This window comes from Streptomyces albicerus (genome assembly GCF_008905045.1).
GTDB classification, from domain to species: Bacteria; Actinomycetota; Actinomycetes; order Streptomycetales; family Streptomycetaceae; genus Streptomyces; species Streptomyces albicerus.
In genome coordinates, this window is sequence record NZ_VWMY01000014.1 from 1 (window position 1) to 23,800 (window position 23,800).

A 23,800-nucleotide genomic window follows, 5' to 3' on the forward strand; every position below is an offset into this window, starting at 1 on the left:
CGCCACCGAACGGATCGCCCGGCTGGGCGTGGGGCGTACCTTCCAGACGCCGTCGCTGCTGCCCGGGCTCAGCGCGCTGGAGAACGTGGTGCTCGGCGCCTACGCCCGGCAACGGGCCGGTGTCGCCACCTGTGCGCTGGCGCTGCTCCGTCAGCCGCTCTGAGCGGCCCGCGGGACCGTGTCGTCGCCGCGGAGGCGCTGCATGCTTTCGGCAGGGCGCTTGATCCACTTGCGGCGCAGCGCGAGCAGTTCGTTCGAGGCGGAGAGACCGCGGAGGGCGATGTCGAGGTCCGCCGTCCAGACGTCCGCACGCCAGTGCCTGCGACCGGTGTCCGCCATGTACTGGTCCAGGAAGGCGATGAGCTTGGGGTCGTAGTCTCCGAACAGGTGGGAGATCAGCGCGCACAGGTCGTCGACGGCGGTGTCGTCCCCTGCCGGGCGCGTGAGGTGATCGATACCGTGACGCAGTCGTCTGAGCGTGGATCCGTCGCCGTAGGGCTCGACGATCATCACGTTCTTCGGAGAGCGAAGGTATCCGGTTGTGTCGACGATGTGCCAGAAGAGGAAATCGTCGCTGCCCGGGATCTCGTTGAGCAGCTTGCCGAGCGCGAACTTGCGCGCCGTCCGGTCGTTGCTGAAAGTCATGTGAACCGCCTGGAGATGGTGAAGTCGGAGCTGTCGCTGCGGCCCCTGTGCCGCCTGGCCGCCGGCCGTTCCGGCGCCTTTCGTGGGGAGGCATCAGAACCGGCGCCGCGGAGGAGGTCGTCCGCACCGGGCACTACGGCCTCGCACGCTGTCCGGTTCACCGGTGGACGCCGCAGCACGGCTGTGAACGACGACGGACACGAAAGACGCCGCCTGTGCCGCGGAGCGCTTGCCGCCCGCGCCGGGCCGTGGCCGCGATGAACCGGATCGACTCCATGGGCGTAGGTCTGAGCGCAGTCGCCCACGCGCCGCGCCGGGAGCGGCACAGCGCGCCGCGTGAAGAGGACGCGACTCCCGACCATCCAGGCCAGACCGGACGACGGCGAAGGACACACATGAACGCTGCGCACGCAAGCACTACCGGCAGAACGAGCGATGCCCACAGCACCGTCTGCGGTCTGCGAAGCGGTGACACGGTACTGGTCACCCGCACACTGCCTGACGGCCAGGTGTTCCGCTTTCGCGGCATTCTGGATGTCTCGGGTCCCGCGGACGGGTTCACTGTCACCGGCGAGGACCTGGACACCGGATTCCGGACCACCGGGTACTTCGCCGGCGAAGACACAACCGCGGGCGTTCTTCAGCAGGTTGAGCGGCTCGGCGCAGCCGCCGGGTGACGGCCGGACAGGGCCCGTACCGCCACCGCTCGGCCGGTCGGGCCCTGTTTGCGCCCCACTGTCCGCGGACGAAGTCACCGCCGGGGGAAACCCTCACTCAGCTGTGACCGAGCCGGGTCACCAAATGGTCACCCAGCACTGCTGGGCGAGCAGGACGCATGCGGCAGCGTTCAGCAGCTTGCGGGACATGACGACGGCGGTGAACTCCCGCAGGGTCGCGCTGGGCAGGAAGTACCGGGAGGTCGGCGAACCGAGCACCTGCCCCCGCACTCCGGTGGCACGTGCGACGAGGGCCGAGCGAAAGACGTGGAAGTTGTTGGTGACGACGGCACAGTGGTAGTCGGGACGGGACAGCTCCATGATCGCCTTGCTGAAGCGCAGGTTCTCCTCTGTCGTACGGGACTTGTCCTCTCGCACGATGAAGTCCTCGGGGAAGCCCCGCTCGACCAGGTACTGCGCCATCGCATGCGACTCCGGCAGGTCCTCGTCCGGACCCTGCCCGCCGGAAGTGATCAGTATCGGGGTGCGGCCGTGCAGCGTGGCCTGGCCTTCCCAGACGGCACGACCGCGTTCGAGCCGGCTCGCCAGCAGGGGCGGGACACGCTTGCCTCCGAGGAGTCCGGAACCGAGGACGATGACGTAGTCCAGCGGTTCGCGGACCTTGATGCGCCCATAGAGGAACCCGTACCCGACGAAGCACACGAAGAGGAAGGCGAAGTAGCTCACCAGGACGAAGGTGATCCCGGCCGCGATCGACAGCGGACGCAGACCTGTGCCGATGGCGACGAGCAACAGGGCGCCGATGGCGAGAATGCCCGTCCCCGCCAGGAGGGAGAGGAGGTTGGCGAGGCGCCTGCCCTCCTTGCGCACCATCCGCACGCCGTTCCCGATGAGGTAGCAGGCGAGCAGCGTGACCGCGGCCACCAGGACCACGATGAGGGTCGCCCTGATCAGTTCGGACACCGGCCCGGGGGCGGCTTTGACGGCCTCGCCTATCAGCCCGATGGTCAGCAGGGCGACAGCGAGGCCGAGAAAGACGGCGTTGCTGAAGCGGCGCGGATCATTGAGGACTCCGAGAGCGAAGAGCAGCGTGGACACCGCTGCGAGGACATAGATCAGCACGGCGTGGACATCCCTGTTGGTTCGGCTGGACGTTGCGGTCGTGCGAAGGCCGCCGGCCTCATGAGGAGCCCGGCGAGCGGACGGACACGGAGCCGCTGCCCAGGGGCGAGGGTTCGTGTTCCCGTTCTACATACGGGTGGTGGTGCCGGTTCGGTGACGCCGACGATGGTGCGCCGCGCATGCGGGTGCGCTTTCCTCACGACCCGTCATGGCCTGCATGGCCTGCATGGCTTGTCACGGTCTGTTGGCCTGTCACGGTCTGCATGGCCTGTCACGGTCTGTCGCGCAGTGGGGCGTAGGCCGATTCGTACATGCGCTCCGCGCCCAGGCGGAGGAGGAGATTGCGTACGCCGGGCGGCATGCCCCGGGTGCGGTCCCGCTTGCGGGCCTGGGCCTGCACCCAGCGGGTTCGCGGGAGACGGCGTCTGCGGTACTCCTCGAGAAGGTCCCGCGTCTCGCCGGGCCGGTCGAGGCACTCGGCGAGGACGAGAGCGTCCTCGACGGCCATGGCCACCCCCTGCGCCATGTTCGGTGACGTGGCGTGCGCCGCGTCACCGACGAGGACGGTGTGCGCGGTCGCCCACCGTCGGGGGGACACCTCCTCTATCGGTGAGACGTACGAGTCCTGGGCCTCGGGAGTCTCCAGCAGGTGCGCGACGACGGGGTGGAACCCCGCGAAGCGGTTGGCGAATCGCTCCGCGGACCATGCAGCCACGTCACTCGCTTCCCCGCCCTGCGGCGAGGGGGCCGACAGGTCCGCGCAGCAGTACAGGCGGTCCTTGCTCACGGGTACGGCCAGGAAGGTCGTTCCGCGGCCCAGCCACACGGTCCACCGGTCGATGGCGTGGTGATTGTCCGTCAGGAAACGCCGGCAGATCTGACCCGCGTACCGCGGCTCTGCCCCGGGACTGACGGTTCGGCGCAGTTGCGAGCGGATTCCGTCCGCTCCGACGACGAGGTCGTAGTCGCCGCTGCCGCCGCCGGTGAAGTCGACATGGACGCCCGAGTCGTACTCGGTCAGGGACTGCACCGTCGTGCCGGTACGGACGGGCACCCGCGCGGCTCCGGCCAGGGCCGCCCGGAGGTTGTCATGGGTGATTCCCACACACTCCCCGGTGTCCTTCCACAATGCCGACAGGTAGATCTCCGCGAGGGTGGCCCCACGGCTGTCGCGCAACTGCTGGGAGCGGACCGGCGTGCCGAGGTGGGCCACACGGTCCTGGAGCCCCAGTTCTGCGAGCGCGCGCACCGCGTTGGCCGGCAGGAACAGGCCCATCCCCGAGGCGGGCCGGGATCTGCGCTCGATGATCTCCACCGACATGCCTCGCCGCGCCAGCGCCCGGGCGACCGACAGGCCGGCGATACCCGCGCCGACCACCAGAACGTTGCGTGAACTGGACATGCTGTGTCCTTAAGAATGTTGGCAAGAGTGTTGGCGGTCCGGTCCGCAGGGCCCCGTGACGGATCAGGGATCGGGACGTCGTCAGGGCGTCGGCAGTTGGAACAGTCGTCAGGGCGTCGGCAGCTGGAACAGCTGATACTTCGCCACCGTTTCGAATCCCATCCGCAGGTAGACCGGCTCCCCCATCTCGCTCGCCTGGAGCGTGCCGACCCGCAGTCCGCGTTCCTGGCCGACGCGCAGGGCCGCCGAGGTCAGAGCCGCGCCGATGCCCTGGCGACGGTGGGCCTCGGCGGTCGTGACCACGTAGATGCCCGCCACTCCGTGCGCTTCGAGCATGAGGGCGGTCCCCACCACCTCCCCGTCGAGCCGTCCGGCCAGCCGGACGATGCCGGCGGCGTCCGGCCGTCCGGCCTCGATGCGCAGCGAGTCGTCCCAAAGCTGCAGGTCGACGCCGAAGGACGGGCTGTAGGCGTGCACCCATTCGGCGAGGGCCCCGGCGCCGTCGACCGTCTCGATCTTCAGCCCGGCAGGGCCGTCCAGGTCGGCGAGCCGGTCCAGCCGGATGGCCATGACCGGCATCTCGCCCACCTTCGCCGCCCCGTGCTCGGCGAGTACGTCCACGACGCCCGGCGCGCTATCGGGCCCCACCCACCACATCCACGGGACCCCGGCCAGGCGCTCGGTGACGCGTTCGACAGCGAGCCCCGCCTGCTTCGTACTCCGCAGGCGCAGCACCCCGTTGAGATTGGGATGCGCCAACCCGCTGCGGTAGTAGGTGAGATCCTCGTCCTGGTGCTCCTCTGCTCCCCAACCGAGCCCGTAGGCACGGCAGTTGGCCAGCAGGGGCGCTATGTCCGTCAACATGTCCGTCACGTCGTTCGCTCCCTTGTCCTTGACTCAGCGGTAGCCCCCTGCGCACCGCGGTCTACGCGGCTCGTGCGCGAGGGGGATCAGCGACATGGAGAGGCCGGATACCCGGGCAGCGCGTGTGCCCGACCGCTCCTCGCGTCCTGTGGCCGGCCCCGGCGACCGGGGCCTTCGACATGAGGGCGCGGCCTCTTCCGCTCCGTCCTACGGTGGTGGACACCGCACGGTTCACTGCCTTCAGTGCCTTCAGTGCCTTGTGGCGTTCAGTGCGTCGGCCGGTGAGAAGGGCTCGCGCCGCGGCTGCTTGTTGATACGGCGCCGCAGTTCGGCCGAGCGACGGTAGACCTCCCTGCGGAGGCGGTTCAGTTCGCCGAGCGGCTCGTGCTCCGGCCGCGTACGCCAGGGGTTGATCGCTGTCGCGTCAGCTGCCTCGATGTTGCGCTCGTCCGAGATGTTCTGGGCCGGAATGCGCAGCCGCGCGACCGCGCGGAAGGGGGAGAGCTCCTCCGGCCAGGCCACGGAGCTGTTGTCCACCGGCGTCGTCGAGAGGTCGGCGCACAGCTGGGCCTCCAGGGTGAAGGTGTGGGCACGCTCGGCGGTCTCGGCCACGAGCGTCCTCCGGAACGGCTCGTCCTCGGCGTCCGTGTCGACGCGGCGGTGCACCACGGAGCCGGTCGTGCCCGCCGTGGGGGCGATACGGAGCCGGGCGATGTAGCGCCCGAAGCGGAGGGCGCCGATGTTGTAGTAGCGGTACAGGAAGAGGTGCTGCCTCTCGATGCCCAGGAGGGATACGAAGGCGAGCAGTTCGTCCCATCGCCAGTCGTCCGGTTCGGCCGTTCCGCCGCTGGTGAGCAGGTTCCGCAGGACGTTGTTGCGCGATGCCGCGGTGGCCAGCGAGTCCGGGAGGTCCTCCAGCAGCCGCTGGGTCGTGAGGTAGTCGTGCGCCGTGTTCGCGAAGAACACCGGGGAGTTGACCAGCGGGATGTCGAGCGTTCCGCTGTTCTCGCCGTCCAGCAGCGACCGTCCCGGTACGCCGAAGAGCTTGATGCCCATGCCCAGGATGGGACCGAGATACCGGTCCGCACGGATGTGCGCGACACCGTTCGAGTACCGGACGACGGCGTCGTACGTGCGGGGGTGGGCGAAGAGTCCCTGGGCGTACTGCTTCGGCAGGCCGTCGAGCACTTCGAGCTCGCCCGCGACCAGGCCGAACGATTCGGCGTGCGCGCCGCGCAGGGCCCGGCCGGCGTCCTCGCCCCGGACTCGGCCGCGCATGAAACTCTCCATGTCGTCGACGAGGCGCTTCTCGTCGGCGTGGTAGTCGGGGGGCAGGCTCTGCCGATAGGCGGAGAAGGGGACGAATGACATGGCTCTCTTTCCGGTCTCTCCGGCTGTATCGCCGGGTAGGGCCTGCCCCCGCGTCGGATGGGCGAGGGCGTGGGGCAATGCGGCGCATCGGTGCCGGCCGGGGTGGTGCGTCAATACACGGGGCACGCGCGCACGGCCAGAAGGTGGCCGCGTAGGCACAACGGCCGGCCCGGAGTGCGGGTTCAACGGACCCGGCGATACGGGCCGCACGCCCAGGAGGTGGGCTGCCGCGGCGCGGCCGAACGGTGCTCCGCCGCTCTCTGCCCGGGATCACGGTCAGGGGTCGCGCTCACGCCGTGCCTGTCCATGGCATGGACAGGCACGCCGTAACCTGGGGCGGAGTGCTCGCCGGGGGGAGAGATCATGGAATCGATGAGCAGGGGCGAAGGTGTCATCGACGACAGCCTGGCCGCCGGCCGGGACCGTGCCTTCGTCGGGCGCCACGCGGAACTCTCGTTGTTCAGGGCCGCGTTGGCGGGCCACGCGGGCGCCTGCCCCATCCACTACCTGCACGGGCCGGGCGGTATCGGCAAGTCGACGCTGTTGCGCCGGCTCGCCAGAGAGGCCCGCCTGGCGGGCCGTACGGTCGTCGACGTGGACGGCAGGACCGCCGCCCCGACGCCGGAGGGCTTCGCGGAGGCGGCCGGGCCGGAAGTGCAGGCTCCGGGAGTGGTGCTGCTCGTGGACACCTTCGAGAAGTGCCAGGGACTCGAGGGCTGGCTGTGGGAACGCTTCCTGCCGCAGCTGCCCGCCGGCGCGATCGTGGTCGTGGCGGGGCGCGCCGCCCCCGATCCGCGCTGGGCCGCCGATCCCGGCTGGGACGGCCTGTTGCAGGTGACGTCCCTGCGGAACCTGGCGCCCGAGGACGCCGCCGCGTTCCTCACCGCGCGGGGCGTACCGTCCCAAGTCCACACCACGCTGCTGTCGTTCACCGGCGGCAACCCGCTCGCCCTCGCCCTGGCGGCCGCCCTCGCGGTGAAGGACGGGGCGTCCGCACCCAGTTGGCGGCCGGATCAGGACGCCGTCGCCTTCCTCCTGCCCCTGCTGATCGGGGACACGCCGAGCCCCCTGCACCGCCGGGCGCTGGAGATCTGCGCCCATGCGTACGTCACCTCCGAGTCCCTGTTACGGGCTCTCATGGGCGACGACGCGCCGGAGTTGTTCTCCTGGCTGCGCGTCCAGCCGTACGTCGAGACGTCGGCCGCCGGGCTCTTCCCGCACGACGTCGTACGGGAGTCACTGGAGGCGGACCTGCGGTGGCGGGACCCGGACGGGTTCGCCGCGATGCACGGGCAGATGCGCCGGTACTTCCTCGATCGGCTCAGCTCCGCGCCCGAGTCCCGGATACTCCAGGCCACCGGCGCGCTGACCTACCTCTACCGCAGTGACGGCCACATGTCGGAGTTCAACGGCTGGCGCGAGGTGGGCCTGGTCGAGGACCAGCCGTACGCTCCGGCCCATCGCGAGCGCGTGCTGGAGCTGGCGCGCAAGGCCGAGGGCGAACAGTCCGCGACAGTCGCCGCCTTCTGGCTGGACCGCCGGCCCGAGGACTTCCGCGTGTACCGGTCGAACCGGACCGGTGAGGTCCTCGCGTTCTCCGCCTGGCTGCGCATCGAGGAGCCGGAAGGCCTGGACGTCGATCCGGTGGTCGCCGCGGCCTGGCGGCACGCGCGGGCGAACGGGCCGCTCAGACCGGGCGAGCACCTGGCACTGGCCCGCTTCTCGGTGTATCCCGAGCAGTACCAGCTCCCATCGGCGCCGATGACGTTCATGCAGTGGCGTGCCACCGCGGAATACGTCCGGGCCGACGGGCTCACCTGGTCGTACGCCGTGTTCCAGGACAACGGATCCTGGAACGACTATCTGCGGGACCTCAACATGCTGCCCGCCGACGAACGGCCCGCGGTCGGCGACCACCGCTACGCGCTGTTCGCCCATGACTGGCGCGCGCAGCCGGCCGACGCCTGGCTGACGGAGAAAAGCAACGCGATGCTGTCGGGCGCAGCCATGCCCCCTTCGCCGTCGCCGGCGGACGGCGGGCTGGTCGTACTGTCACGGCCCGAGTTCGACGCGGCGGTCCGGGAAGCACTGCGTACGCTGCGCAAGCCGGCGGTGCTCGCCGACAATCCGCTCAACCGCAGCCGCCTGGTCATCGAGAGCGGGCGCGGTCTGTCCGAGGTTCTGGCGGCCGCCGCCGAGGGCCTGCTCGGCGAACGGAGCGGCGAGAAGCGCCATCGTGCGGTGACCGCCACCTACTTCCGGGGAGCGCTCACCCAGGAGGCAGCGGCGGAACGGCTCGGGCTGCCCTTCAGCACGTACCGACGGCATCTCACGTCCGCGCTGGAGCGGATGAGTGACCTGCTGTGGCACCACGAACTCCGGGGCACCGCGCTGCCGTCGGGGCCGGCCGGGGACGGGAGCGGGGAGCCGGCCCGGCCGGCCTGACAGCCGGTCACGTCGGCGGTTGCCGCTGTCGGGTGGACCGCCCGGTACGGCGTACGTACGCGACGGCTCCTCCGATCGCAAACGGGGACGCCGTCAAGCTCGTGCGCGGTGAGCCTCACGGCCCGCGGCCGATGACAGTTCACCGCGCAGCCGTGGCCCCGCGCAGCCCCGTTCCGACCGGTGGGTGAACCAGGCACCCATTTTCTACGTTGCAACGCTGCGTAACCAGAAGTCAGGACGTGGAGCCACCGTCCACGGCTGGAGGAGAACCATGTCCCGTACGAGATCGCACCACCGCGCCGCGGCCCGGATACTTCGCACCAGGACGACCGTGCTGTTCGCCTCCGTGACGAGCGCCGCCGCACTGGCCTACGGCTGTCTGCCGGAACGGCAGAAGGATGACGTGGACGTGAGGCGTCCTGCTGTGGCGGAGGAGACGTCCGCGTGGTCGGAGGAGCGGCCCGCGCCGGACGAACCGAGCGAGCCGACCGGTTCGCCGATCCCGGTCGACGGATCCGGGGAGTTCGCCACCGCGCGTGAGAGCCTCGGGCCCGTCGGGGACGGCACGCCCCGCCGGTACCGGGTGCAGATCGAGGACTCCCTGGACCTTCCGCTGTCGGAGGCCGCACGCGAGGTGAACGCGGTCCTCGGGGATCCGCGCGGATGGACGGCGAGCGGGGAGGCCTTCCAGCTGGTCGCGTCCGGACCCACGGACTTCACGGTGAAGATCGCCACCCCCGCGACCGTGGACGCCATCTGCGGCGCCGCCGGCCTGGACACCGAGGGCAAGGTCAACTGCACCGTGGGCTCGACGGTGGTCGTCAACCTCCGGCGGTGGCAGCTCGGATCACCGCAGTTCGACGGCCCGATCGAGGAGTACCGCGCTCTGATCATCAATCACGAGGTCGGGCACCGCCTGGGACACGGACACGAAGGCTGCCCGGGCCCGGGGAAGCTCGCTCCCGCGATGATGCAGCAGATCAAGGGCCTCGACGGCTGCAAGGCCAACGCATGGCCCTACGACCGCGAGGGCCGGTACATCGAGGGGCCGTCGGTCGACTGAGCCGCGGGCCAGGGACGTACGGCCCGGTGCCGGACCGAGTTGAACCGATCCGTGCCCCGTGTCGTAGAACCGTGCGGCCCCGCGACCGTGGAGCCCGGCAACGGCAAAGGGAGTCACCACGCTCATGGAACTGCCCCGGACACCGGCGGCCCACGAGGGCCGCCTCTCCGCGAGCGCGCCGCTCCAGGACGAGCTCTGCTTCGCCCTGTACGTGGCGGCGCGGGCGTCGGTCGGCCACTATCGTCCGCTCCTGGCCGAGCTCGGACTCACGTATCCGCAGTACCTGGTCATGCTCGTGCTGTGGGAGCAAGGGCCGGTCACCGTCAAGGACCTGGGCGAGGTGCTCAGTCTGGACTCCGGCACCCTGTCCCCTCTCCTGAAGCGCCTGGAGGAGGCGGGAATCGTCGACAGACGGCGCAATCAGAGCGATGGACGCCAGCTCGAGGTGTCCATCACGGAGACGGGGGACGCCCTGCGGGAGCGAGCGCGTCGCGTCGCGGAGTCGGCCCGGCAGGAACTCCACTACTCGCCGGAGCAGTACGACGCCCTCGTCCGTTCCCTGCACGACCTGGCCGGGCGCCCGCGCGTGCGGGCGGGATCCCGGTCGGCCGGACCGTCGGTGTCGCCCTGGAGGTCGACGGCCTCTTGAGGGGACGCGCGGGGCGCGGGGCGCCCCGTGACGGGGTCTGCCGTGGCAGCGGGCCCATAGGGTAGGAAGGACTCCGGCGTCACCTCTCGGCGGAATGCCGCCGTACCGGCCATGACGCCGACGGTCGGACCGATCGGTTTCGGAGGGTCCTGTGGATTGCGAGCACGCCCGTATCGCCCTCACCGCGCAGGTGCTCGGCATCCTCGAAGGGGCGGAGCGTGACAGCCTGCGGGCGCATCTCGACCAGTGCCCGTCGTGCCGTTCCGAGCGGGAGGAACTTCTCGGCGTGCTCCCGCTGCTCGACACGGTGATGCCCTACGAACTGGACGGCGTGCCGACACCCGATCCCGCGCGGGCCATCGAGGCCGCGCGCCGTGCGGCGGCGGACCGGGACTGACGCGTACGCGCCGGGCAGCCGGTTTCCCGAAAGCCGCGCGTTCGGGCTCTCACCTCCAGGCGGATGCCCCGTCAGACCACGTCATGGCCTGGGGGGATCAGGGCGGCCCGAGTACCTCCGGTGCGGTCAGGGCGCGGGCGGTATCGGAGAAGTACGACTCCGGAGCCGCTTCGGCCGGGCCGAGGACGACTCCCTGACTGAGGCCGACGAGGAGTGCTCTGAGCGCGGTGGCCAGGCGTTGCGCCTGCCGTGGCGTCACCGTGGCTCCATGGTGCGATCTGCCGGCGAACAGCGCCGCCAGGCGTTCCTCGTGGGCCCGGATGGACGCGGCGAGCCTGGTCTGCAGTTCGGGGTCGCGCAACGCCATGTCCTGCAGGCTGATCTCGAACGACAAGTGCCGCAACGCGTCGGGGTCGTCGCACACGCGCCGGTAGTAGCGGGCGAAGGCACCGACCGCCTCCACCAGGTCGAGTCCGACGGGGGCGGCCTGCTCCATGCCTTCGTAGTGCGGACCGAGGTAGTCGGTGACCAGTGCGGTCATCAGGCCGTTCTTGCTGCCGAACAGCGAGTAGACGGCGCCGGTGGTCAGGCCGGCCTGCTCGGCGATCTCGTCGAGCCGGGCGCGGTGGCCGTCCCTGGCCACGGCCTGGCGCGCGGCGTCGAGCAGGGCGCGGCGATTGCGTTCCTTGGTCTCGGCCCTTGTCATTCTCATAATCCCATTATTACAGTAATTTGATTATGAATGTTGGAGAGTACATGAGCCGGGTGCCCGGCTATGCGGTGTTCCCGTCCGTCGACGTCATCCACGCCGAGCTCGACGCGGTGGCCGCCGCCCACCCCGGCCTGGTACGACTACGGCGTGTCGGGACCTCACGCCTGGGTGAGCCGCTGCGCGTGCTGACCGTCGGCGACGGGCCCGCGGACGCGGTCGTCATCGGTGGGCCGCATCCCAACGAGCCGGTCGGGACCCTCACCGTCAGCGCCCTGATCGAGCTGCTCTGCGAGGACGCCGCACTGCGGGCCGAACTGGGCCACCGCTGGCACTTCCTGCCGTGCGCCGACCCGGACGGCGCCAGGCTCAACGAGGGCTGGTACGGCCGTCCCGGCGACCGCCGCGCCTACGTCGAGCACTTCTACCGGCCCAATCTGCCCGACCAGGTCGAGTGGACCTTCCCGCTGATCGACGAGGACTACCACTTCGACCGCACCCTGCCGGAGACGGCGGCGCTGATGCGGCTCATGGACGAGGTGGAACCGTCCCTGGTCTGTTCCCTGCACAACGGGGAGTACCAAGGGGCGTACTTCTACCTGAACCGCGACGATGCTCCGCTCGCCGAGCAACTGGCCGAACTGCCCGGCCTGCAAGGCCTCCCACTGCATCACGGCGAGCCGGAACTGCCCGGCTCGAAACCGATCGCCCCGGCCGTCCACACCACTCCGAGTGGGGCGCAGGTGGCCGCCGCGTTCGGGGCGGGCGGCAGCAGCGCCGACTACGCGGCCCGGTTCGGTGCGCTCCACCTGGTGACCGAGGTGCCCTACTGGACCGACGCGCGTGTGTCCGACCGGACCGGATCCGGCCGCACCCACCAGGCGATCGCCACCGCCGGGGCGACGGCCCGGCGTGAGCTGATCGAGACGCTCCAGGCGGCCCTGCGAGCCGTCTCGGACGACCTCACCGTGCGGTCGCCGTTCCGCCGCTCCACCGAGAGCACGCTGGAGACCTTGCGCAAGCTCGCCGAACAGCCAGAAGCGCCGGCCGGCCTCGACCGGCTGGCCACGCTCGCCGAGGAGTTCGACAGCCGTCAGGCGGTGCATCTGCTGCGGCTCCGCCTGCTCGGGGTGTTCCTGCGCATGTTGGACGCCGAGATCACCGCGGGCAACCCGACACCGGCCATCCGCGCGCAGCACCGCCTCCTCACAGAGCGGTTCGACCGCTGGTTCGGGGAAGCCGAGGCCGAGTCCCCGGGCCCCGCGATCGAGATCCGCAGGCTGGTCGCGGTGCAATTGGGCGCCGTCCTGCTCGCCGCCTCCCGAACGGCGGGCGGTACCGCCGCCACACGACAGGCCGCACCATGACGGGCGGAAACATGAACGGGCTGCCGTGCCTCATGAACAGGCTGCCGTGCCTGTGGATCGGAGCGGGACCACCCGTCCTGCTGTTCACGCCCGAGGCCGCCGAACCGACCGGCCTGGCACGCCGACACACGATGCGGCCCCGATCCAGAGCGCGTTCGCGCCCCCCGGAAGGCCGCGTTTGAGCAGGAAACCGGTCTGGGAAGTGAGCAGCGGAAGCCGCCATGCTCACACCGTCCAGATCGGCGGAGGGCTGTGTGATGCATGTCGTGGTGTGCGGTGCGGGTCCGGTGGGCGCGGTGGTCGCCCTGTTGCTGGCGGCGGGGGGCCATCGGATAACAGTTCTGGACCAGCGGCCTGTCCGTCCCCCGCCGGCGGACCCGGGCACCCGAGGGCAGCTCCGGACCGTGTCCGACCGGCTGCGCGCGACCAGAGAACCCCCTCTTCTGATGCTTCCCGGAGCCATGCGCATGGTGTCCCGCGAGCTGCCCGGCATCGCCCGGAAACTGGCATCGGCGAGCACCGTCATCGAGGGGGGAACGGACTTGGTCGCGCATCGGGCGGTCGTCTCGTCGATGCTGAGCGAGGAGTTGTCGCGTACGCGGGGCGTCAGGACCGAACGTGGCGTCGGTGTCGCCGCCCTGCTGACGACCGGCACGGAACGTATCCCCGGCAGGCCGCACATCCAAGGGGTCCTGACGGACGCGGGCGAGGCCGTACTCGCCGATCTGGTCGTCGACGCGGCCGGCCGCGAGTCGCGGATGGTCAGGCTGCTGAGCGAGGTGGGCGCGCCCCGACCGCTCGAGGAGCGCCAGGACACCGGCTTTCGGTTCTACACCCGCCATTTCGGTTCGGCCGAGACCTCCGCCGGACGGGCGAGGTGGTCTCTTCACCACTTCGACGGCGTTTCCGTCGGTGTGCTGTCCGCAGGCGACGGCCACTGGTCGATGACGCTGTGCATCGGCGACGAAGACCTGGAGCTGTACCTGCTCGCGGGACCGTCCGCGTGGAACCGGGCGGCCGGGCTGTACGCGCCGCTGCTGCCGCGCCTCGGCGGAAGCCCTCTTCCCGGTGTGTGGGTCACCTCACGCCTGGAGAGCTGCTACCGGCGTTTCGTCCTGCGTGGCCGCCCGGTGGCGACCGGAACGGCGAGCGTCGGCGACGCGTGGGCCGCGACCAATCCCCTGCTCGGTCTGGGGCCGTCGATGGGACTGCTGCACGCCGTCCTGCTGAGGGACGCCGTGCAGCAGGGCGGCCCGGAGGAGGTCGCCGTACGGCTCGACCGCCTCACCGAGGATCTGCTGGCGCCGCTCCACCACCGGATCACCGACTGGGAGGAAGGACTACAGGCAGGAGACGGCTGGTCTTCGGACGGCCCGGGGAACCGGCGGGGCCTTCCCGGGGCGGCTGCCGTATCCGGGGCGCTGCCCGGACCGGACACGAAACCGGCGGGTCTCGCCCGCGATCTGCTGGCCCGGTTCTCCGCGGTGGCGGCCGACGCCGCCTCCTCCACTCGGGCGGGCCCGTCCCGCGCCCAGCTCGTGGAGACGCTCGCGCGAAGCGGCACCGGCGTATGAGGAGGACTGGTCCACTGATGAGCAAAGGGTCTCAGAACATGAGTCGGACTCCGGAAGCCGGGACATCGATACCCGGTGCCAGTCCCGGCCCTCCGCGGTCCGACGACTGCGAGGAATTCGTACGTGCCCTCTACCACCACCACGCCACCCCGCTGCTGCGCTACGCGGCCCGCCTGCTGGGCGGCGACTGGCACAAGGCGGAGGACCTGCTGCAGGAAGCCACCGCTCGCGCGTGGCGGCAGTTCGCCTCCGCCGGCACAGATCCGGTGTCCATCCGTCCTTGGCTGTTCACCGTCGTGCGGAACCTCGCCATCGACCACCACCGCGCTCAGCTCATCCGGCCGTCGGAGACCCAGGCCATCGAGGATCTCGATCTGCCGGTCGACGATGCCATCGATCGCATACTCACCACGCAGATCGTGCTGGACGCGCTCAGCCTGCTCACCCCGGCCCAGCGCAAGGTGCTCACCCTGACGTACTACCGCGGCTACAGCGTCGTACAGGCCGCCGAACACCTCGGCATCCCACCGGGCACCGTCAAATCACGCAGCTACTACGCTCTGCGGGCACTGCGCGACACCCTCCGGGCACGCGGTGTCGTCCGGTCCTGACCCTTGGAGCAGCCGCGCGCCGAACACGGACGCAGGGCGCGGCGCCACGGCGAGGACGACCGCCGCGGCCGTGGCGAGCAGGGCGACGAGGGCGGCGTACGCATGGGCCGCGGTCCGCAGCCCGTACAGCTCCGTGAGGAGGCCCGCGCCCACCGCGGGCAGGCTCATCGCCACATAGCTGAGGACGTAGTACGCGGCCAGGGTGGTGCTCCGGTCCGGCTGCGGGACCGGGGCGAGAACCATGCGCAGCGAGCCCTGCGACACCGCGCCGAAGGCGACGCCGGCCAGCACGGCCGCGGTGAACACGGCGGGCAGATGCATCAGCCGCAGGGCGGTCAGGGACAGGGCGACGGCGGGCAGGACCGCGGCGCAGCCGAGGAGCGTGGCGGTCACGGGTCGCAGTCCGCGCGTGGCCCACACCGTGAGGGCCGCGGACAGGGCCAGGGTGAAGAAGACCATGCCGCCCGCCGCGCGCGGGGCGTCGGGAGCCAGCAGGCGGACGAAGGCCGGGCCGAGGGACGAGTAGAAACCGCCCAGCGCCCATACGGCGACGACGCCCCCGCCGCTGAGCAGAAAGGCGCGGCGGGACACGGGCGGCACGGTGACGCGCGGGCGCAGGGAGCGCCAGGCCCCGGTGTGCGGACGGGCTGTCTCCGGAGAGAGCGCGGCGGCGACGGCCTGCGCGGTGAACACGAGCATCAGCACGACATACACGGTGGAGGTCGGGCCGGGTGCGTAGCGGATGAGCAGCGTGGCCACGAGTACCCCGGCCGCCATGCCGGCCGCCGGGGCGATGCTGTTGGTCAGCGCGGACCGGCCGGGACGCGCCGGTTCGTCGAGATCGACGAGCGCGGCGCCCGCCGCGCTGGTGGCCGCGCCGGTGGCAAGTCCCTGAAGAACGCGGGCGGCGATGAGCGCACCCGTGCCGTCGGCGGCGGCGAAGGCGGCCATCGAGGCCGCTTCCAGGGCCAGCGCGCCCACCAGGACGGGGCGTCGGCCGACGTGGTCGGACAGCGCGCCGGTGGTGAGCAGGGCTGCCAGCAGAGCCATGGTGTACGCGCTGAAGACCACCGTCACGACCAGGGCGGACAGGTCCCACCGGTCCTGGTAGACGGGATAGAGCGGAGTGGGCGCGCTGGACGCCGCCAGCAGAGTGATCAGGATCGACGCGTCCAGAACGAACGGTATACGCCGCGCGGGGGTGCGGCGCCCCAGGGCGCCTCGGGCTCCGACTGTGGGAGCGCTGGTCATGGGAGTCCTCACTTAAAGCAATTGGTTTGCCTTAGTGAGGCTAGGGCCACTCTCACCGTGAAGCAATATCTTTGCTTTAAGATAGATGCATGAGTCGCAAATCGATGGTGCGCCCCGGCGGCCGCAGCGCCCGCGTCCAGGCGTCGGTCCACTCCGCGGTGCGCGAGCTGGAAGCGGAAGTGGGCCGGCCGGCGCTGACCGTTCCCCTGGTCGCCGCCCGTGCCGGCGTCACTCCCTCGACGATCTATCGCCGCTGGGGCGACCTCCAGGAACTGCTGTCGGACGTCGCCGTGGAACGTCTGCGCCCGGAGGCTCCGCCGGAGGACCACGGATCCCTGTCGGCGGACCTGCGGAACTGGGCCGAGCAGTTCCTCGACGAGATGGCCTCTCCCGGGGGCCGCGCCTACATCCGCGACGCCCTGCTCGGCGACCCCGACGGTGACAACGCGGGCCGGTGCTCGGCGTACGCGGCCGAGCAGATCGGCATCATTCTCGGCCGGGCCACGGAGCGCGACGAGGACACTCCGGACGCCGAGACCGTCATCGACCGGGTCGTGGCACCGATCATGTACCGCATCCTCTTCCGTCCCGACGGTCTGGCCGCCGCCTACGCACACCGTCTGGTCGGGGAAGCGCTGGAGCGACGCGGCACGGCCGGCTGACCGGCCGTTACGCCGGCGGGGCGTCGGCTAAGCGGCCTTGGTGAAGTCCGGTGCAGTATGGCGCGCCCCGTAGGGGCGCGGGGAACTGCGCGACCAGCCCCCACCGGCCCGCGGGTTCATCACTGTGCTTCCAGCGGAGCGCTTAGTTCGCCTCGGTGATCCTCGTTCCGTTCAGCTCGCTGCGCCACAGGAGGTCGGTGAGGCGGTCGATCCCGCTCGTGAGGTGTCTGCGGTAGGTGCTGAACGGGACGCCGAGGCGTTCGGCGGCGGCCTCCTGGCTCGGGGTTCCTTCGAGGTACGTGATGCCGAGGGCCCGGTGATGCTTGTCGCCCGAGCGTCCTTCCCGGACGGCATCGACGGCGGAGGCGAGCAGTCCGGCGAGATTCGTACCGCTCTCGGTGACCAGGCGGCTGCGGTTGAGGGGGTTGGCGGCGAGCGCGTCCGGACGCCGGAGGGCGCGCAGGGCGTCGCGGACCGCGGTGTCGAACTCCGGTCTGGACAGCACGACCAGTTCCTCGTCGTGTTCCGGTGTGCGGGACGGTGTCCTCGACGCGGGGTCATCGGTCAGGGTGGCGTTCGACCTGGCCTCCAGCCACGAGCCGACCGGTTGAGCCCGCCAGTCGTGGCTGAAGAGCGCATAGGCGTGCTGCCCGACGTGGGGCCGTCGGGCAGCGGGCGGCATGGCGAAGTAGCTCAGGTAGTCGTCCCAGTACCCGTTGTCGCGCATGACGACGAACGTCCAGGCCAACCGGTCGGCCCGGAAGATCTCACCCAGCGCACGCCAGTGCATCAGGTCCATCGGCGCCGAGGTGCGCTGATAGAGCGGCGGATGCACGGAGAAACGGGCCAGCGCCAGGTGCTCGCCGGGCCTCAGCGGGGCCGCGGAACGCGCATGCTCCCAGGCGGCGTCGACAACCGGGTCGACGTCGGTGTCCAGCGGCTCACGCAGTCGCAGCCAAGCGAAGAAGGCGACGATCTCGCCGGTCTGCGTGGAGCGGAAGACACGGAACGCCTCGGGCTGCCGGTCGAGCCAGAACCGGCAGATGGCCGCGGACTCCTCGCCCTCGGCGGTTTCGGCCAGCTCCAGCACGCGTCCCCGGTCGGCCGCCTCGTACGGCTCGTCCTCGACATGGCCCCCTTCCCGCCACTTGCGGAAGTTCGCCGAGGCCTCCCTGCGGTAGAGGTAGAGCAGGGTGCTGGTGGCCGGGAGCATCTGCTCCTCCGGTGCGGTACGGACGCGCTCCACAAGCTGCTGGTGAACAGTTCTGTGCATGTCGGCGAATCCTTCCGGGTCGCGCCAGCGCAGATCGGCCTCGAGTGCCTCGCGGACCACGTCGTGCGGGAAGAGACCGGCGTCCGTCGACTCGATGAAGGGCTGTTCGCGCAGCCAGGCGAACAATTCGGGCGCCCCTTCGCCCATGAGGGCACGGAGCAGCGCTTCCGAGGTGACATAGGTGTGGGCGCAGATCTCCAGGGCCCTGCGGTGCGCCGCGCTCGGTATGTCGCCCAGCAACGTGGCCAGCAAGGTGGCTATAACGTCCTGGCTCGGCTTCCAGCCGGACTTGGCTCCCTCCGCCCTGCCTCCCTCCGCCCGGGCTTCCTCTTCCTTTACGGCCACCGCCGCCGCCAGCGACAGGGCCAGCGGGTTGCCGCCGGTGAAGGACAGCAGTGCCTGGTGGGCTTCCGGCCGCAGGCCACGGGCGTGCAGCAACCGTGCGGCGTCGTCGGGGGGCAGGTTCCGCAGGGCCGTGACCCGAAGCAGGTCCGCCCAGCCCGGGTCGGACGTCCAATGGGGGTCCGGTGCCAGGCGCCCGGCGATCACCACCACGCTGCCCGTCGGCAGGCCGGGCAGGAACTGCTCGGACAGCCAGCCCTCCAGACCCTGGCAGCGCTCGAAGGTGTCCACCATCAATACCAGTCCCGGTTCCCCGACCGCCTCGCCGACGGCCGCGGTGAAGCCCTGCGGCGTCGGGGCGACCGTCCGGCCGTCCACCTCGACGACCGGGCGCCCCGCCCGGCGGCCCTCACGCGTGAACCGGCGCAGGAGAGTCGACTTGCCGATTCCCCCGGGACCGTGCAGGTAGTGGACCGGGCAGGCACCCGAATCACCCGTCAATGCGGACCGGAACAGGGCGAGTTCGACCGCCCGTCCCACAAACGCCCGGTCCCTCGCGGCTCCCAGGACATCGCCCAGCGCACCGCCCTCACGTAACCCCATGCTCTCTCCCCCTCCGTAGTCACGTGATCCACACCCCAGTCACGTGATCCACACCCCATGGGCAGGCTAACCCGGCAACTCGCCGAAGCCGGGCACTCGGCCCAGCCCGCCCCGCACTCCGGTGAACCCGATGGGCCGCTTCCTCGTGGCAAGCGCCGCGAGGTACGCCTCGTACCCCAGACCGGGCATTCGGACAGAGCGGGAAGCCTTCGCCATGCAGATCAATTACTCCGGGGCGATGATCGGCGTCGTCGTGATCGCCCTCGCGGTCGTCGTCCTCGCCCGAGGGCGCTGGAACGGTCCGGTGTGGCTCGTCGCCGTCGGGGCGGTACTGGCCCACCCGTTCGCCCACCCGCTCATGGACCAGGTCGACAACGCTCCGGACGGCTGGCTCCGCTGGTCCTTCCAGGTCGCCTGCGGCGTGCTCTTCGCGACACTGGCGGGCCCAGTGGTCCGGGGATGCCGGCACCACGGGAACGAAGCGCCGTCGTTCCGTACGGCCTCCGGCACGGCGTCCAGGTCCTCACGGGCTGCGTCCTCGGCCGATTCGCCGACCGACTGAGTCCCCTCTCCCCCACACTCCCCACACTGAAGGTCTTCACATGCCCAAAACCCACCACCGCCGACAACGTCCGTACTCGACGGAGGGCTGGTAGATGCGTGTCGTGGTCTGCGGGGCAGGTCCCGCGGGCTCGCTGGTCGCGCTGCTGCTGGCCGCGGAGGGCCATGAGGTGACCGTTCTCGACCGCCGCCGGTCCGCCGAGCCTGCGGTCTCCGCCGACACCGCACCGAGTGGTACGCCGCGCGGCGCGGACGGACCCCATCTGCTGTTCCTGCGCGAGGCGTTGCGCCTGCTGTCGGATGAACTGCCGGGAGCCACCCGGGAACTCCTCTCGGCGGGCGCCGTCACCGCGGCGGGTGCGAATGTCGTCGCGACCCGCGCGGCCGCCACGTCGGCACTGGCCGCGGAGCTGTCCCGGACGGAGGGCATCACCACCGTGCACGGGGTCGGCGTCGGTGCCCTGCTGCCCGGCTGGGAGCGCACACCCGGCCGACCGCATGTGCGCGGCGTCCGCACCGATACCGGAGAGACCGTGCTCAGCGATCTGGTGGTCGACGCGGCGGGACGCGACTCCCAGATCGTCGCGATGCTGGGCGAGATCGGCGCCCCGCAGCCGGCCGAGGAGCGGCCGAACGCCGGTTTCCGCCTCTATACGCGGCGCTTCGCCGCGCCACCGGGCACCGGCGCACACCACGCGGGGTGGTCGGTACGCCATTTCGACGGCGTCTGCGTGGCCGTGCTGTCGGCCGGTGAGCGGACCTGGTCGATGACGCTGGGCATCGACGACGAGGACCGCGAACTGCGCCCTCTGGCCGGACCGTTCGCCTGGAACCGAGCGGCGGCCCTGTACGAGCCCCTGATGCCGCGGCAGGTCGGCAGCCCGCTGCCCGGCGTCCGGATCACCTCGCGGGTGAAGGGCCGCCACCGACGGTTCGTCCTCGGCGGGCGGCCGGTCGCGACCGGCGTCGTCAGCGTCGGAGACGCCTGGGCGGCCACCGACCCGCTGCTCGGACTGAGTCCGTCCATGGGCGTGCTGCACGCCCTGCTGCTGCGGGAAGCCGTGCGGGACGGCGGCTCCTTCCTGGACGAGGTCGCCGTACGGTTCGACCGGCTCACCGAGGAGACTCTGACGCCGGTCTACCGGCGCGTCGCGGACTGGGAGGAACGGCACCGGACGCGGCGCGGGGCACGGTCCGGTGCGCCGTCGGCCGCCGTGCCGGCCGGGCCGGCACTCGACTCGGCGGGCCTCGCTCGGGATCTGCAGGACCACTTCTCCGGCGTGGCGGTACGGGCCGCGAGGACATCCCGTACGGGCCCCGCGCGCGCCGATCTCCTGGCGGCGCTCACCGGCGGCAGGACCAGGACTGCCTGGTGAGGGGGCGTCGGGCGAGGCACTCCCCGCGGTCGTCCCGCCGCCGAGAAACCGGGGGCCCGGGTCACGCACGGGTCAGACCGTGGCGAGGGCCGGGCCGTCGGCGCGTACCGGCTCCAGTCGGTAGGCGTTCCCTCGGGTGACCACTCGGCCGGCGGTCGGCGCGGGGAAGTGGGTGCCCAGCACGAGCGTGCCGGTGTCGGCGAGCGAGGCGAGCAGCGCGCGGCGGGTCGCCTCCGCCTGTACGGGGTCGATGTCCACGCAGCTGCCGATGCCCGGGTGCGCCAGCTGAACCGGATGATGGACGCTGTCCCCGGTGATCAGGGCCGCGGCGTCTCCGCCGCCCACCTGGACGGCGACGTGACCGGGGGTGTGCCCCGGGGCGGGCACCAGGCGCAGGCCGGCGGCGACGGTGGCACCCTCGGCCGGCACATCGACGAGGTCGAGCAGGCCCGCCTCCTCGATCGGGTACACGGAGTCGCGGAACATGGCTCGGCGCGCCGCGTCCATGTCGTACCCGGCCCAGAAGTCGTACTCGGCCTTCGCCGTGAGGTAGCGGGCGTTGGGGAACGTGGGCACCCATCCGCCGTCCGCCGCCCGGGTGTTCCAGCCGACGTGGTCGGTGTGCAGATGGGTCAGGATCACCAGGTCGACGGAGTCCGGGGGGAATCCGGCGTCCGTGAGGCGTGCGAGGTAGTCGGTACGCAGGTTGTGCCATGCCGGGTTCGCCCGTGTCTTGCCATTGCCGATGCCGGTGTCGACGAGGACGCGCAGTCCGTCCGTGACCAGCGCGAAGCTGTGGCTGTCGAGGCGCAGGACCCCGTCGCGGTCCGCGAAGTCGGGCCGGAGCCAGTCCTGTTGGGACACAACGTCCGCGGTGGCGCCCGGCAGCAGCCAGGGGCCGGTCTGCCGGGGCAGGGGGATCTCGTCGACGCGATGCACGGTGATGCCGCCGACGGTCCAGGACGGAGAGGTGGCCGACGGCGGGGCGGTGGCGGACGTGACGGTCTCGGTGAGCGGTGATGTGCGCATGGTGGCGGTTTCCTTCACCTCAAAAGCAATTGGTTTGCCTTAAGGGACCGTAGGACCTACCGACGACTAACGCAAGCTGTTAGCTTTAAGGCTGAGCGGCAGTCGCCGCTCAGCATGATCAGGAAGACCAGGAAGGGCACAGACATGTCCGCCGCTGAGCTCACGCCCCCGGAGGCGGCCCGCTGGGCCGCACGATCCGGGCTCCCGCTTCCCCCCGAACGCCACTCGGCAGTGGCGGCCACCGCCGACCACATCCTGTCCGTCGTCTCCGTCCTGCGGGAGCTGGACTTCGGCGATACGCCGCCGTCCGCCGCGTACCGCGCGTGTGCGGGAGAGGAGCGGCACGATGGAGCCGTATGAGCTCTCCGTCGCCGACGCGGCCGTGGCCGTACGGACCCGGCAGCTGTCCCCGGTCGAGCTGGTGGACTCCGTGCTGGAACGTATCGAGCGGGTCGAACCCCGCCTGCGGGCCTACACCTTGGTGACGGCCGACCACGCGCGGAGCGCGGCGCGGCGGGCCGCGCTCGAGGTCGCCGCCGACGGCGTCAGGGGGCCGCTGCACGGCATACCCGCGGGGCTGAAGGACCTGATCGACGTGGCCGGGATGGCGACCACGGCGAGTTCCCGGGTACGCGCGGACCACCGGGCGGAGGCGGACAGCGCGGTCGCCGCACGACTGTCGGCGGCCGGCGCGGCGTTCGTCGGCAAGACCCACACGCACGAGTTCGCCTACGGCCTGACCACGCCACAGACCAGCAACGCCTGGGACCAGGGCCGGGTGGCCGGCGGCTCCAGCGGCGGCTCGGCGGTCGCCGTGGCCGCGGGGGCGGCGGCCTTCGCACTGGGCACCGACACCGGAGGGTCGATCCGGGTGCCCGCCGCACTGAACGGAGTGGTAGGCCTGAAGCCGACGTACGGGCTCGTCTCCCGGCACGGCATCACCGCGCTGGCCTGGTCGCTCGACCATGTCGGGCCCATCACGCGCACGGTGGAGGACGCCGCGCTGGTGCTGGGTGCCCTGGTCGGCCACGATCCGCGCGACCCCGCCTCCGTTCCGGCACCGTCCGTGGACTACCGGCCCGGGCCCGGCACGGACCTGACAGGGCTACGTATCGGCGTGCCCGGCAATTACTACTTCGACCGGGTCGACTCCGAGGTCGAGGCCGCCGTACGGCACGCGATCGGCCGGCTGGAGGCGCTCGGCGCGCGGCTCGTCGAGGTGGAGATCCCGATGACGCGCTACATCCAGGCGACCCAGTGGGGGCTGATGGTCCCCGAGGCCACCGCCTACCACGAGCGGACGCTGCGGACGGTGCCCGAGCTGTACGCGGCGGACGTCCGCGTCCTCTTGGAAGCGGGCGAACTCATGACCGCCGGGGACTACCTTCGCGCCCAGCGCGCCCGCACGCTCATGCGGCAGGCCTGGCAGCGCATGCTGGACACGGTCGACATGGTCGCCGCGCCGACCGTTCCCCTCACGGCCGTGAAGGCCGGCCAGTCCTCCGTGACCTGGGACGACGGCACGGAAGAGAGCGTCTCCGACGCGTATGTACGGCTGTCGGCCCCGGCGAGCATCACCGGTGTGCCGTCGCTGACCCTGCCGGTCGGGCAGGACTCGGCGGGCATGCCGATCGGCATGCAGCTCATGGGCAGGACCCTGGGCGAGGCCGCGCTGCTGCGCGCGGGCCACGCGTACGAGCGGACCGGGACCGCTCGCGGCCTGGCGCCGGTGCCGTAGGAGGAGACGGCCTGGCGCGCCCGCACGGCCCGGGCAGGCGGTTCCCTTCTCCTGGTACTCGAACCTCAC

22 protein-coding genes are annotated in these 23,800 nt (G+C 71.2%); 13 read left to right on the forward strand and 9 right to left on the reverse strand.

The window, feature by feature from the left end; translation table 11 throughout:
* Positions 1–150 precede the first annotated feature (150 nt).
* Positions 151–645: a hypothetical protein gene (locus GAS53_RS13825; protein ID WP_151477836.1), complete on the reverse strand. Its 495-nt coding sequence runs from the start codon at positions 643–645 to the stop codon at positions 151–153.
* 257 nt (positions 646–902) lie between these two features.
* On the opposite strand from GAS53_RS13825, the gene GAS53_RS13830 reads away from it, so the two are divergent.
* Positions 903–1,322, forward strand: coding sequence for a hypothetical protein (locus GAS53_RS13830; protein WP_151477837.1), 420 nt, complete (start codon positions 903–905; stop codon positions 1,320–1,322).
* 117 nt (positions 1,323–1,439) lie between these two features.
* Here the strand turns inward: GAS53_RS13830 and GAS53_RS13835 are convergent, their stop codons facing one another.
* The 4 genes from GAS53_RS13835 to GAS53_RS13850 all read right to left on the reverse strand — a co-directional run bounded on the left by GAS53_RS13835 (position 1,440) and on the right by GAS53_RS13850 (position 6,081).
* Entirely contained in the window at positions 1,440–2,444 is a 1,005-nt protein-coding gene (locus GAS53_RS13835; RefSeq protein ID WP_151477838.1) for a YdcF family protein, read from the reverse strand.
* A gap of 271 nt (positions 2,445–2,715) precedes the next feature.
* On the reverse strand, positions 2,716–3,846 hold the full coding sequence (locus tag GAS53_RS13840) for an FAD-dependent oxidoreductase (RefSeq protein WP_151477839.1): 1,131 nt from the start codon (positions 3,844–3,846) through the stop codon (positions 2,716–2,718).
* Positions 3,847–3,954: 108 nt separating this feature from the next.
* Complete coding sequence (locus tag GAS53_RS13845) at positions 3,955–4,710, reverse strand: GNAT family N-acetyltransferase (protein WP_225858920.1); 756 nt, start codon at positions 4,708–4,710, stop codon at positions 3,955–3,957.
* Positions 4,711–4,959: 249 nt separating this feature from the next.
* Positions 4,960–6,081, reverse strand: a complete 1,122-nt coding sequence (locus GAS53_RS13850; RefSeq protein ID WP_151477840.1) for a catalase family protein — start codon at positions 6,079–6,081, stop codon at positions 4,960–4,962.
* A 372-nt stretch (positions 6,082–6,453) separates the two neighbouring features.
* Here GAS53_RS13850 and GAS53_RS13855 point away from each other — a divergent pair, with 372 nt between their 5' ends.
* The 4 genes from GAS53_RS13855 (at position 6,454) to GAS53_RS13870 (ending at position 10,635) form a co-directional block, all read left to right on the forward strand.
* Positions 6,454–8,526, forward strand: coding sequence for an ATP-binding protein (locus tag GAS53_RS13855; protein WP_192583104.1), 2,073 nt, complete (start codon positions 6,454–6,456; stop codon positions 8,524–8,526).
* 271 nt (positions 8,527–8,797) lie between these two features.
* Positions 8,798–9,589, forward strand: a complete 792-nt coding sequence (locus tag GAS53_RS13860) for a DUF3152 domain-containing protein (protein WP_151477842.1) — start codon at positions 8,798–8,800, stop codon at positions 9,587–9,589.
* A 124-nt stretch (positions 9,590–9,713) separates the two neighbouring features.
* Positions 9,714–10,238: a MarR family winged helix-turn-helix transcriptional regulator gene (locus GAS53_RS13865; protein ID WP_151477843.1), complete on the forward strand. Its 525-nt coding sequence runs from the start codon at positions 9,714–9,716 to the stop codon at positions 10,236–10,238.
* 151 nt (positions 10,239–10,389) lie between these two features.
* Positions 10,390–10,635 (forward strand): zf-HC2 domain-containing protein, encoded by a 246-nt coding sequence (locus GAS53_RS13870; RefSeq protein WP_151477844.1) that lies wholly within the window; start codon positions 10,390–10,392, stop codon positions 10,633–10,635.
* Positions 10,636–10,732: 97 nt separating this feature from the next.
* On the opposite strand, the gene GAS53_RS13875 is transcribed toward GAS53_RS13870, so the two are convergent.
* A complete protein-coding gene (locus GAS53_RS13875) occupies positions 10,733–11,347 on the reverse strand; it encodes a TetR/AcrR family transcriptional regulator (protein WP_225858907.1) in 615 nt (204 codons plus the stop codon).
* A gap of 44 nt (positions 11,348–11,391) precedes the next feature.
* Here GAS53_RS13875 and GAS53_RS13880 point away from each other — a divergent pair, with 44 nt between their 5' ends.
* The 3 genes from GAS53_RS13880 (at position 11,392) to GAS53_RS13890 (ending at position 14,896) form a co-directional block, all read left to right on the forward strand.
* Entirely contained in the window at positions 11,392–12,711 is a 1,320-nt protein-coding gene (locus GAS53_RS13880; RefSeq protein ID WP_151477845.1) for a M14 family zinc carboxypeptidase, read from the forward strand.
* A gap of 446 nt (positions 12,712–13,157) precedes the next feature.
* Positions 13,158–14,285, forward strand: coding sequence for a hypothetical protein (locus GAS53_RS13885; RefSeq protein WP_151477846.1), 1,128 nt, complete (start codon positions 13,158–13,160; stop codon positions 14,283–14,285).
* A gap of 38 nt (positions 14,286–14,323) precedes the next feature.
* A complete protein-coding gene (locus tag GAS53_RS13890) occupies positions 14,324–14,896 on the forward strand; it encodes a sigma-70 family RNA polymerase sigma factor (RefSeq protein WP_151477847.1) in 573 nt (190 codons plus the stop codon).
* Here GAS53_RS13890 and GAS53_RS13895 read toward each other — a convergent pair.
* Positions 14,828–16,147 carry an MFS transporter gene (locus GAS53_RS13895; RefSeq protein ID WP_151477848.1) on the reverse strand — a complete coding sequence of 440 codons (1,320 nt, stop codon included), beginning with the start codon at positions 16,145–16,147 and terminating at the stop codon, positions 14,828–14,830. The two genes, GAS53_RS13890 and GAS53_RS13895, sit on opposite strands and share 69 nt — an antisense overlap.
* Positions 16,148–16,236: 89 nt before the next feature.
* On the opposite strand from GAS53_RS13895, the gene GAS53_RS13900 reads away from it, so the two are divergent.
* A complete protein-coding gene (locus GAS53_RS13900; RefSeq protein WP_151477849.1) occupies positions 16,237–16,809 on the forward strand; it encodes a TetR/AcrR family transcriptional regulator in 573 nt (190 codons plus the stop codon).
* A 142-nt stretch (positions 16,810–16,951) separates the two neighbouring features.
* Here the strand turns inward: GAS53_RS13900 and GAS53_RS13905 are convergent, their stop codons facing one another.
* On the reverse strand, positions 16,952–19,027 hold the full coding sequence (locus tag GAS53_RS13905) for an ATP-binding protein (protein WP_151477850.1): 2,076 nt from the start codon (positions 19,025–19,027) through the stop codon (positions 16,952–16,954).
* Between the two features lie 214 nt (positions 19,028–19,241).
* On the opposite strand from GAS53_RS13905, the gene GAS53_RS13910 reads away from it, so the two are divergent.
* Entirely contained in the window at positions 19,242–19,589 is a 348-nt protein-coding gene (locus GAS53_RS13910; protein ID WP_151477851.1) for a hypothetical protein, read from the forward strand.
* Between the two features lie 94 nt (positions 19,590–19,683).
* On the forward strand, positions 19,684–20,964 hold the full coding sequence (locus GAS53_RS13915) for an FAD-dependent monooxygenase (protein ID WP_151477852.1): 1,281 nt from the start codon (positions 19,684–19,686) through the stop codon (positions 20,962–20,964).
* 72 nt (positions 20,965–21,036) lie between these two features.
* Here GAS53_RS13915 and GAS53_RS13920 read toward each other — a convergent pair whose 3' ends face one another.
* Positions 21,037–21,993 (reverse strand): MBL fold metallo-hydrolase, encoded by a 957-nt coding sequence (locus GAS53_RS13920; RefSeq protein WP_151477853.1) that lies wholly within the window; start codon positions 21,991–21,993, stop codon positions 21,037–21,039.
* 144 nt (positions 21,994–22,137) lie between these two features.
* Between GAS53_RS13920 and GAS53_RS13925 the strand changes: the two genes are divergently transcribed.
* Both GAS53_RS13925 and GAS53_RS13930 read left to right on the forward strand, forming a co-directional pair.
* Positions 22,138–22,353, forward strand: coding sequence for a hypothetical protein (locus GAS53_RS13925; RefSeq protein ID WP_151477854.1), 216 nt, complete (start codon positions 22,138–22,140; stop codon positions 22,351–22,353).
* Positions 22,340–23,731: an amidase gene (locus tag GAS53_RS13930; protein ID WP_151477855.1), complete on the forward strand. Its 1,392-nt coding sequence runs from the start codon at positions 22,340–22,342 to the stop codon at positions 23,729–23,731. Before GAS53_RS13925 ends, GAS53_RS13930 begins: the two co-directional genes overlap by 14 nt.
* The last annotated feature ends 69 nt before the right edge of the window (positions 23,732–23,800 follow it).

Coding starts and splice junctions, on each gene's coding strand:
- GAS53_RS13825 (WP_151477836.1), bottom strand. CDS start 645: ATGACTTTCAGCAACGACCGGACGGCGCGCAAGTTCGCGCTCGGCAAG.
- GAS53_RS13830 (WP_151477837.1), top strand. CDS start 903: ATGAACCGGATCGACTCCATGGGCGTAGGTCTGAGCGCAGTCGCCCAC.
- GAS53_RS13840 (WP_151477839.1), bottom strand. CDS start 3,846: ATGTCCAGTTCACGCAACGTTCTGGTGGTCGGCGCGGGTATCGCCGGC.
- GAS53_RS13845 (WP_225858920.1), bottom strand. CDS start 4,710: ATGTTGACGGACATAGCGCCCCTGCTGGCCAACTGCCGTGCCTACGGG.
- GAS53_RS13850 (WP_151477840.1), bottom strand. CDS start 6,081: ATGTCATTCGTCCCCTTCTCCGCCTATCGGCAGAGCCTGCCCCCCGAC.
- GAS53_RS13855 (WP_192583104.1), top strand. CDS start 6,454: ATGAGCAGGGGCGAAGGTGTCATCGACGACAGCCTGGCCGCCGGCCGG.
- GAS53_RS13860 (WP_151477842.1), top strand. CDS start 8,798: ATGTCCCGTACGAGATCGCACCACCGCGCCGCGGCCCGGATACTTCGC.
- GAS53_RS13865 (WP_151477843.1), top strand. CDS start 9,714: ATGGAACTGCCCCGGACACCGGCGGCCCACGAGGGCCGCCTCTCCGCG.
- GAS53_RS13875 (WP_225858907.1), bottom strand. CDS start 11,347: ATGAGAATGACAAGGGCCGAGACCAAGGAACGCAATCGCCGCGCCCTG.
- GAS53_RS13880 (WP_151477845.1), top strand. CDS start 11,392: ATGAGCCGGGTGCCCGGCTATGCGGTGTTCCCGTCCGTCGACGTCATC.
- GAS53_RS13885 (WP_151477846.1), top strand. CDS start 13,158: ATGCTTCCCGGAGCCATGCGCATGGTGTCCCGCGAGCTGCCCGGCATC.
- GAS53_RS13890 (WP_151477847.1), top strand. CDS start 14,324: ATGAGTCGGACTCCGGAAGCCGGGACATCGATACCCGGTGCCAGTCCC.
- GAS53_RS13895 (WP_151477848.1), bottom strand. CDS start 16,147: ATGACCAGCGCTCCCACAGTCGGAGCCCGAGGCGCCCTGGGGCGCCGC.
- GAS53_RS13900 (WP_151477849.1), top strand. CDS start 16,237: ATGAGTCGCAAATCGATGGTGCGCCCCGGCGGCCGCAGCGCCCGCGTC.
- GAS53_RS13905 (WP_151477850.1), bottom strand. CDS start 19,027: ATGGGGTTACGTGAGGGCGGTGCGCTGGGCGATGTCCTGGGAGCCGCG.
- GAS53_RS13910 (WP_151477851.1), top strand. CDS start 19,242: ATGCAGATCAATTACTCCGGGGCGATGATCGGCGTCGTCGTGATCGCC.
- GAS53_RS13915 (WP_151477852.1), top strand. CDS start 19,684: ATGCGTGTCGTGGTCTGCGGGGCAGGTCCCGCGGGCTCGCTGGTCGCG.
- GAS53_RS13920 (WP_151477853.1), bottom strand. CDS start 21,993: ATGCGCACATCACCGCTCACCGAGACCGTCACGTCCGCCACCGCCCCG.
- GAS53_RS13925 (WP_151477854.1), top strand. CDS start 22,138: ATGTCCGCCGCTGAGCTCACGCCCCCGGAGGCGGCCCGCTGGGCCGCA.
- GAS53_RS13930 (WP_151477855.1), top strand. CDS start 22,340: ATGGAGCCGTATGAGCTCTCCGTCGCCGACGCGGCCGTGGCCGTACGG.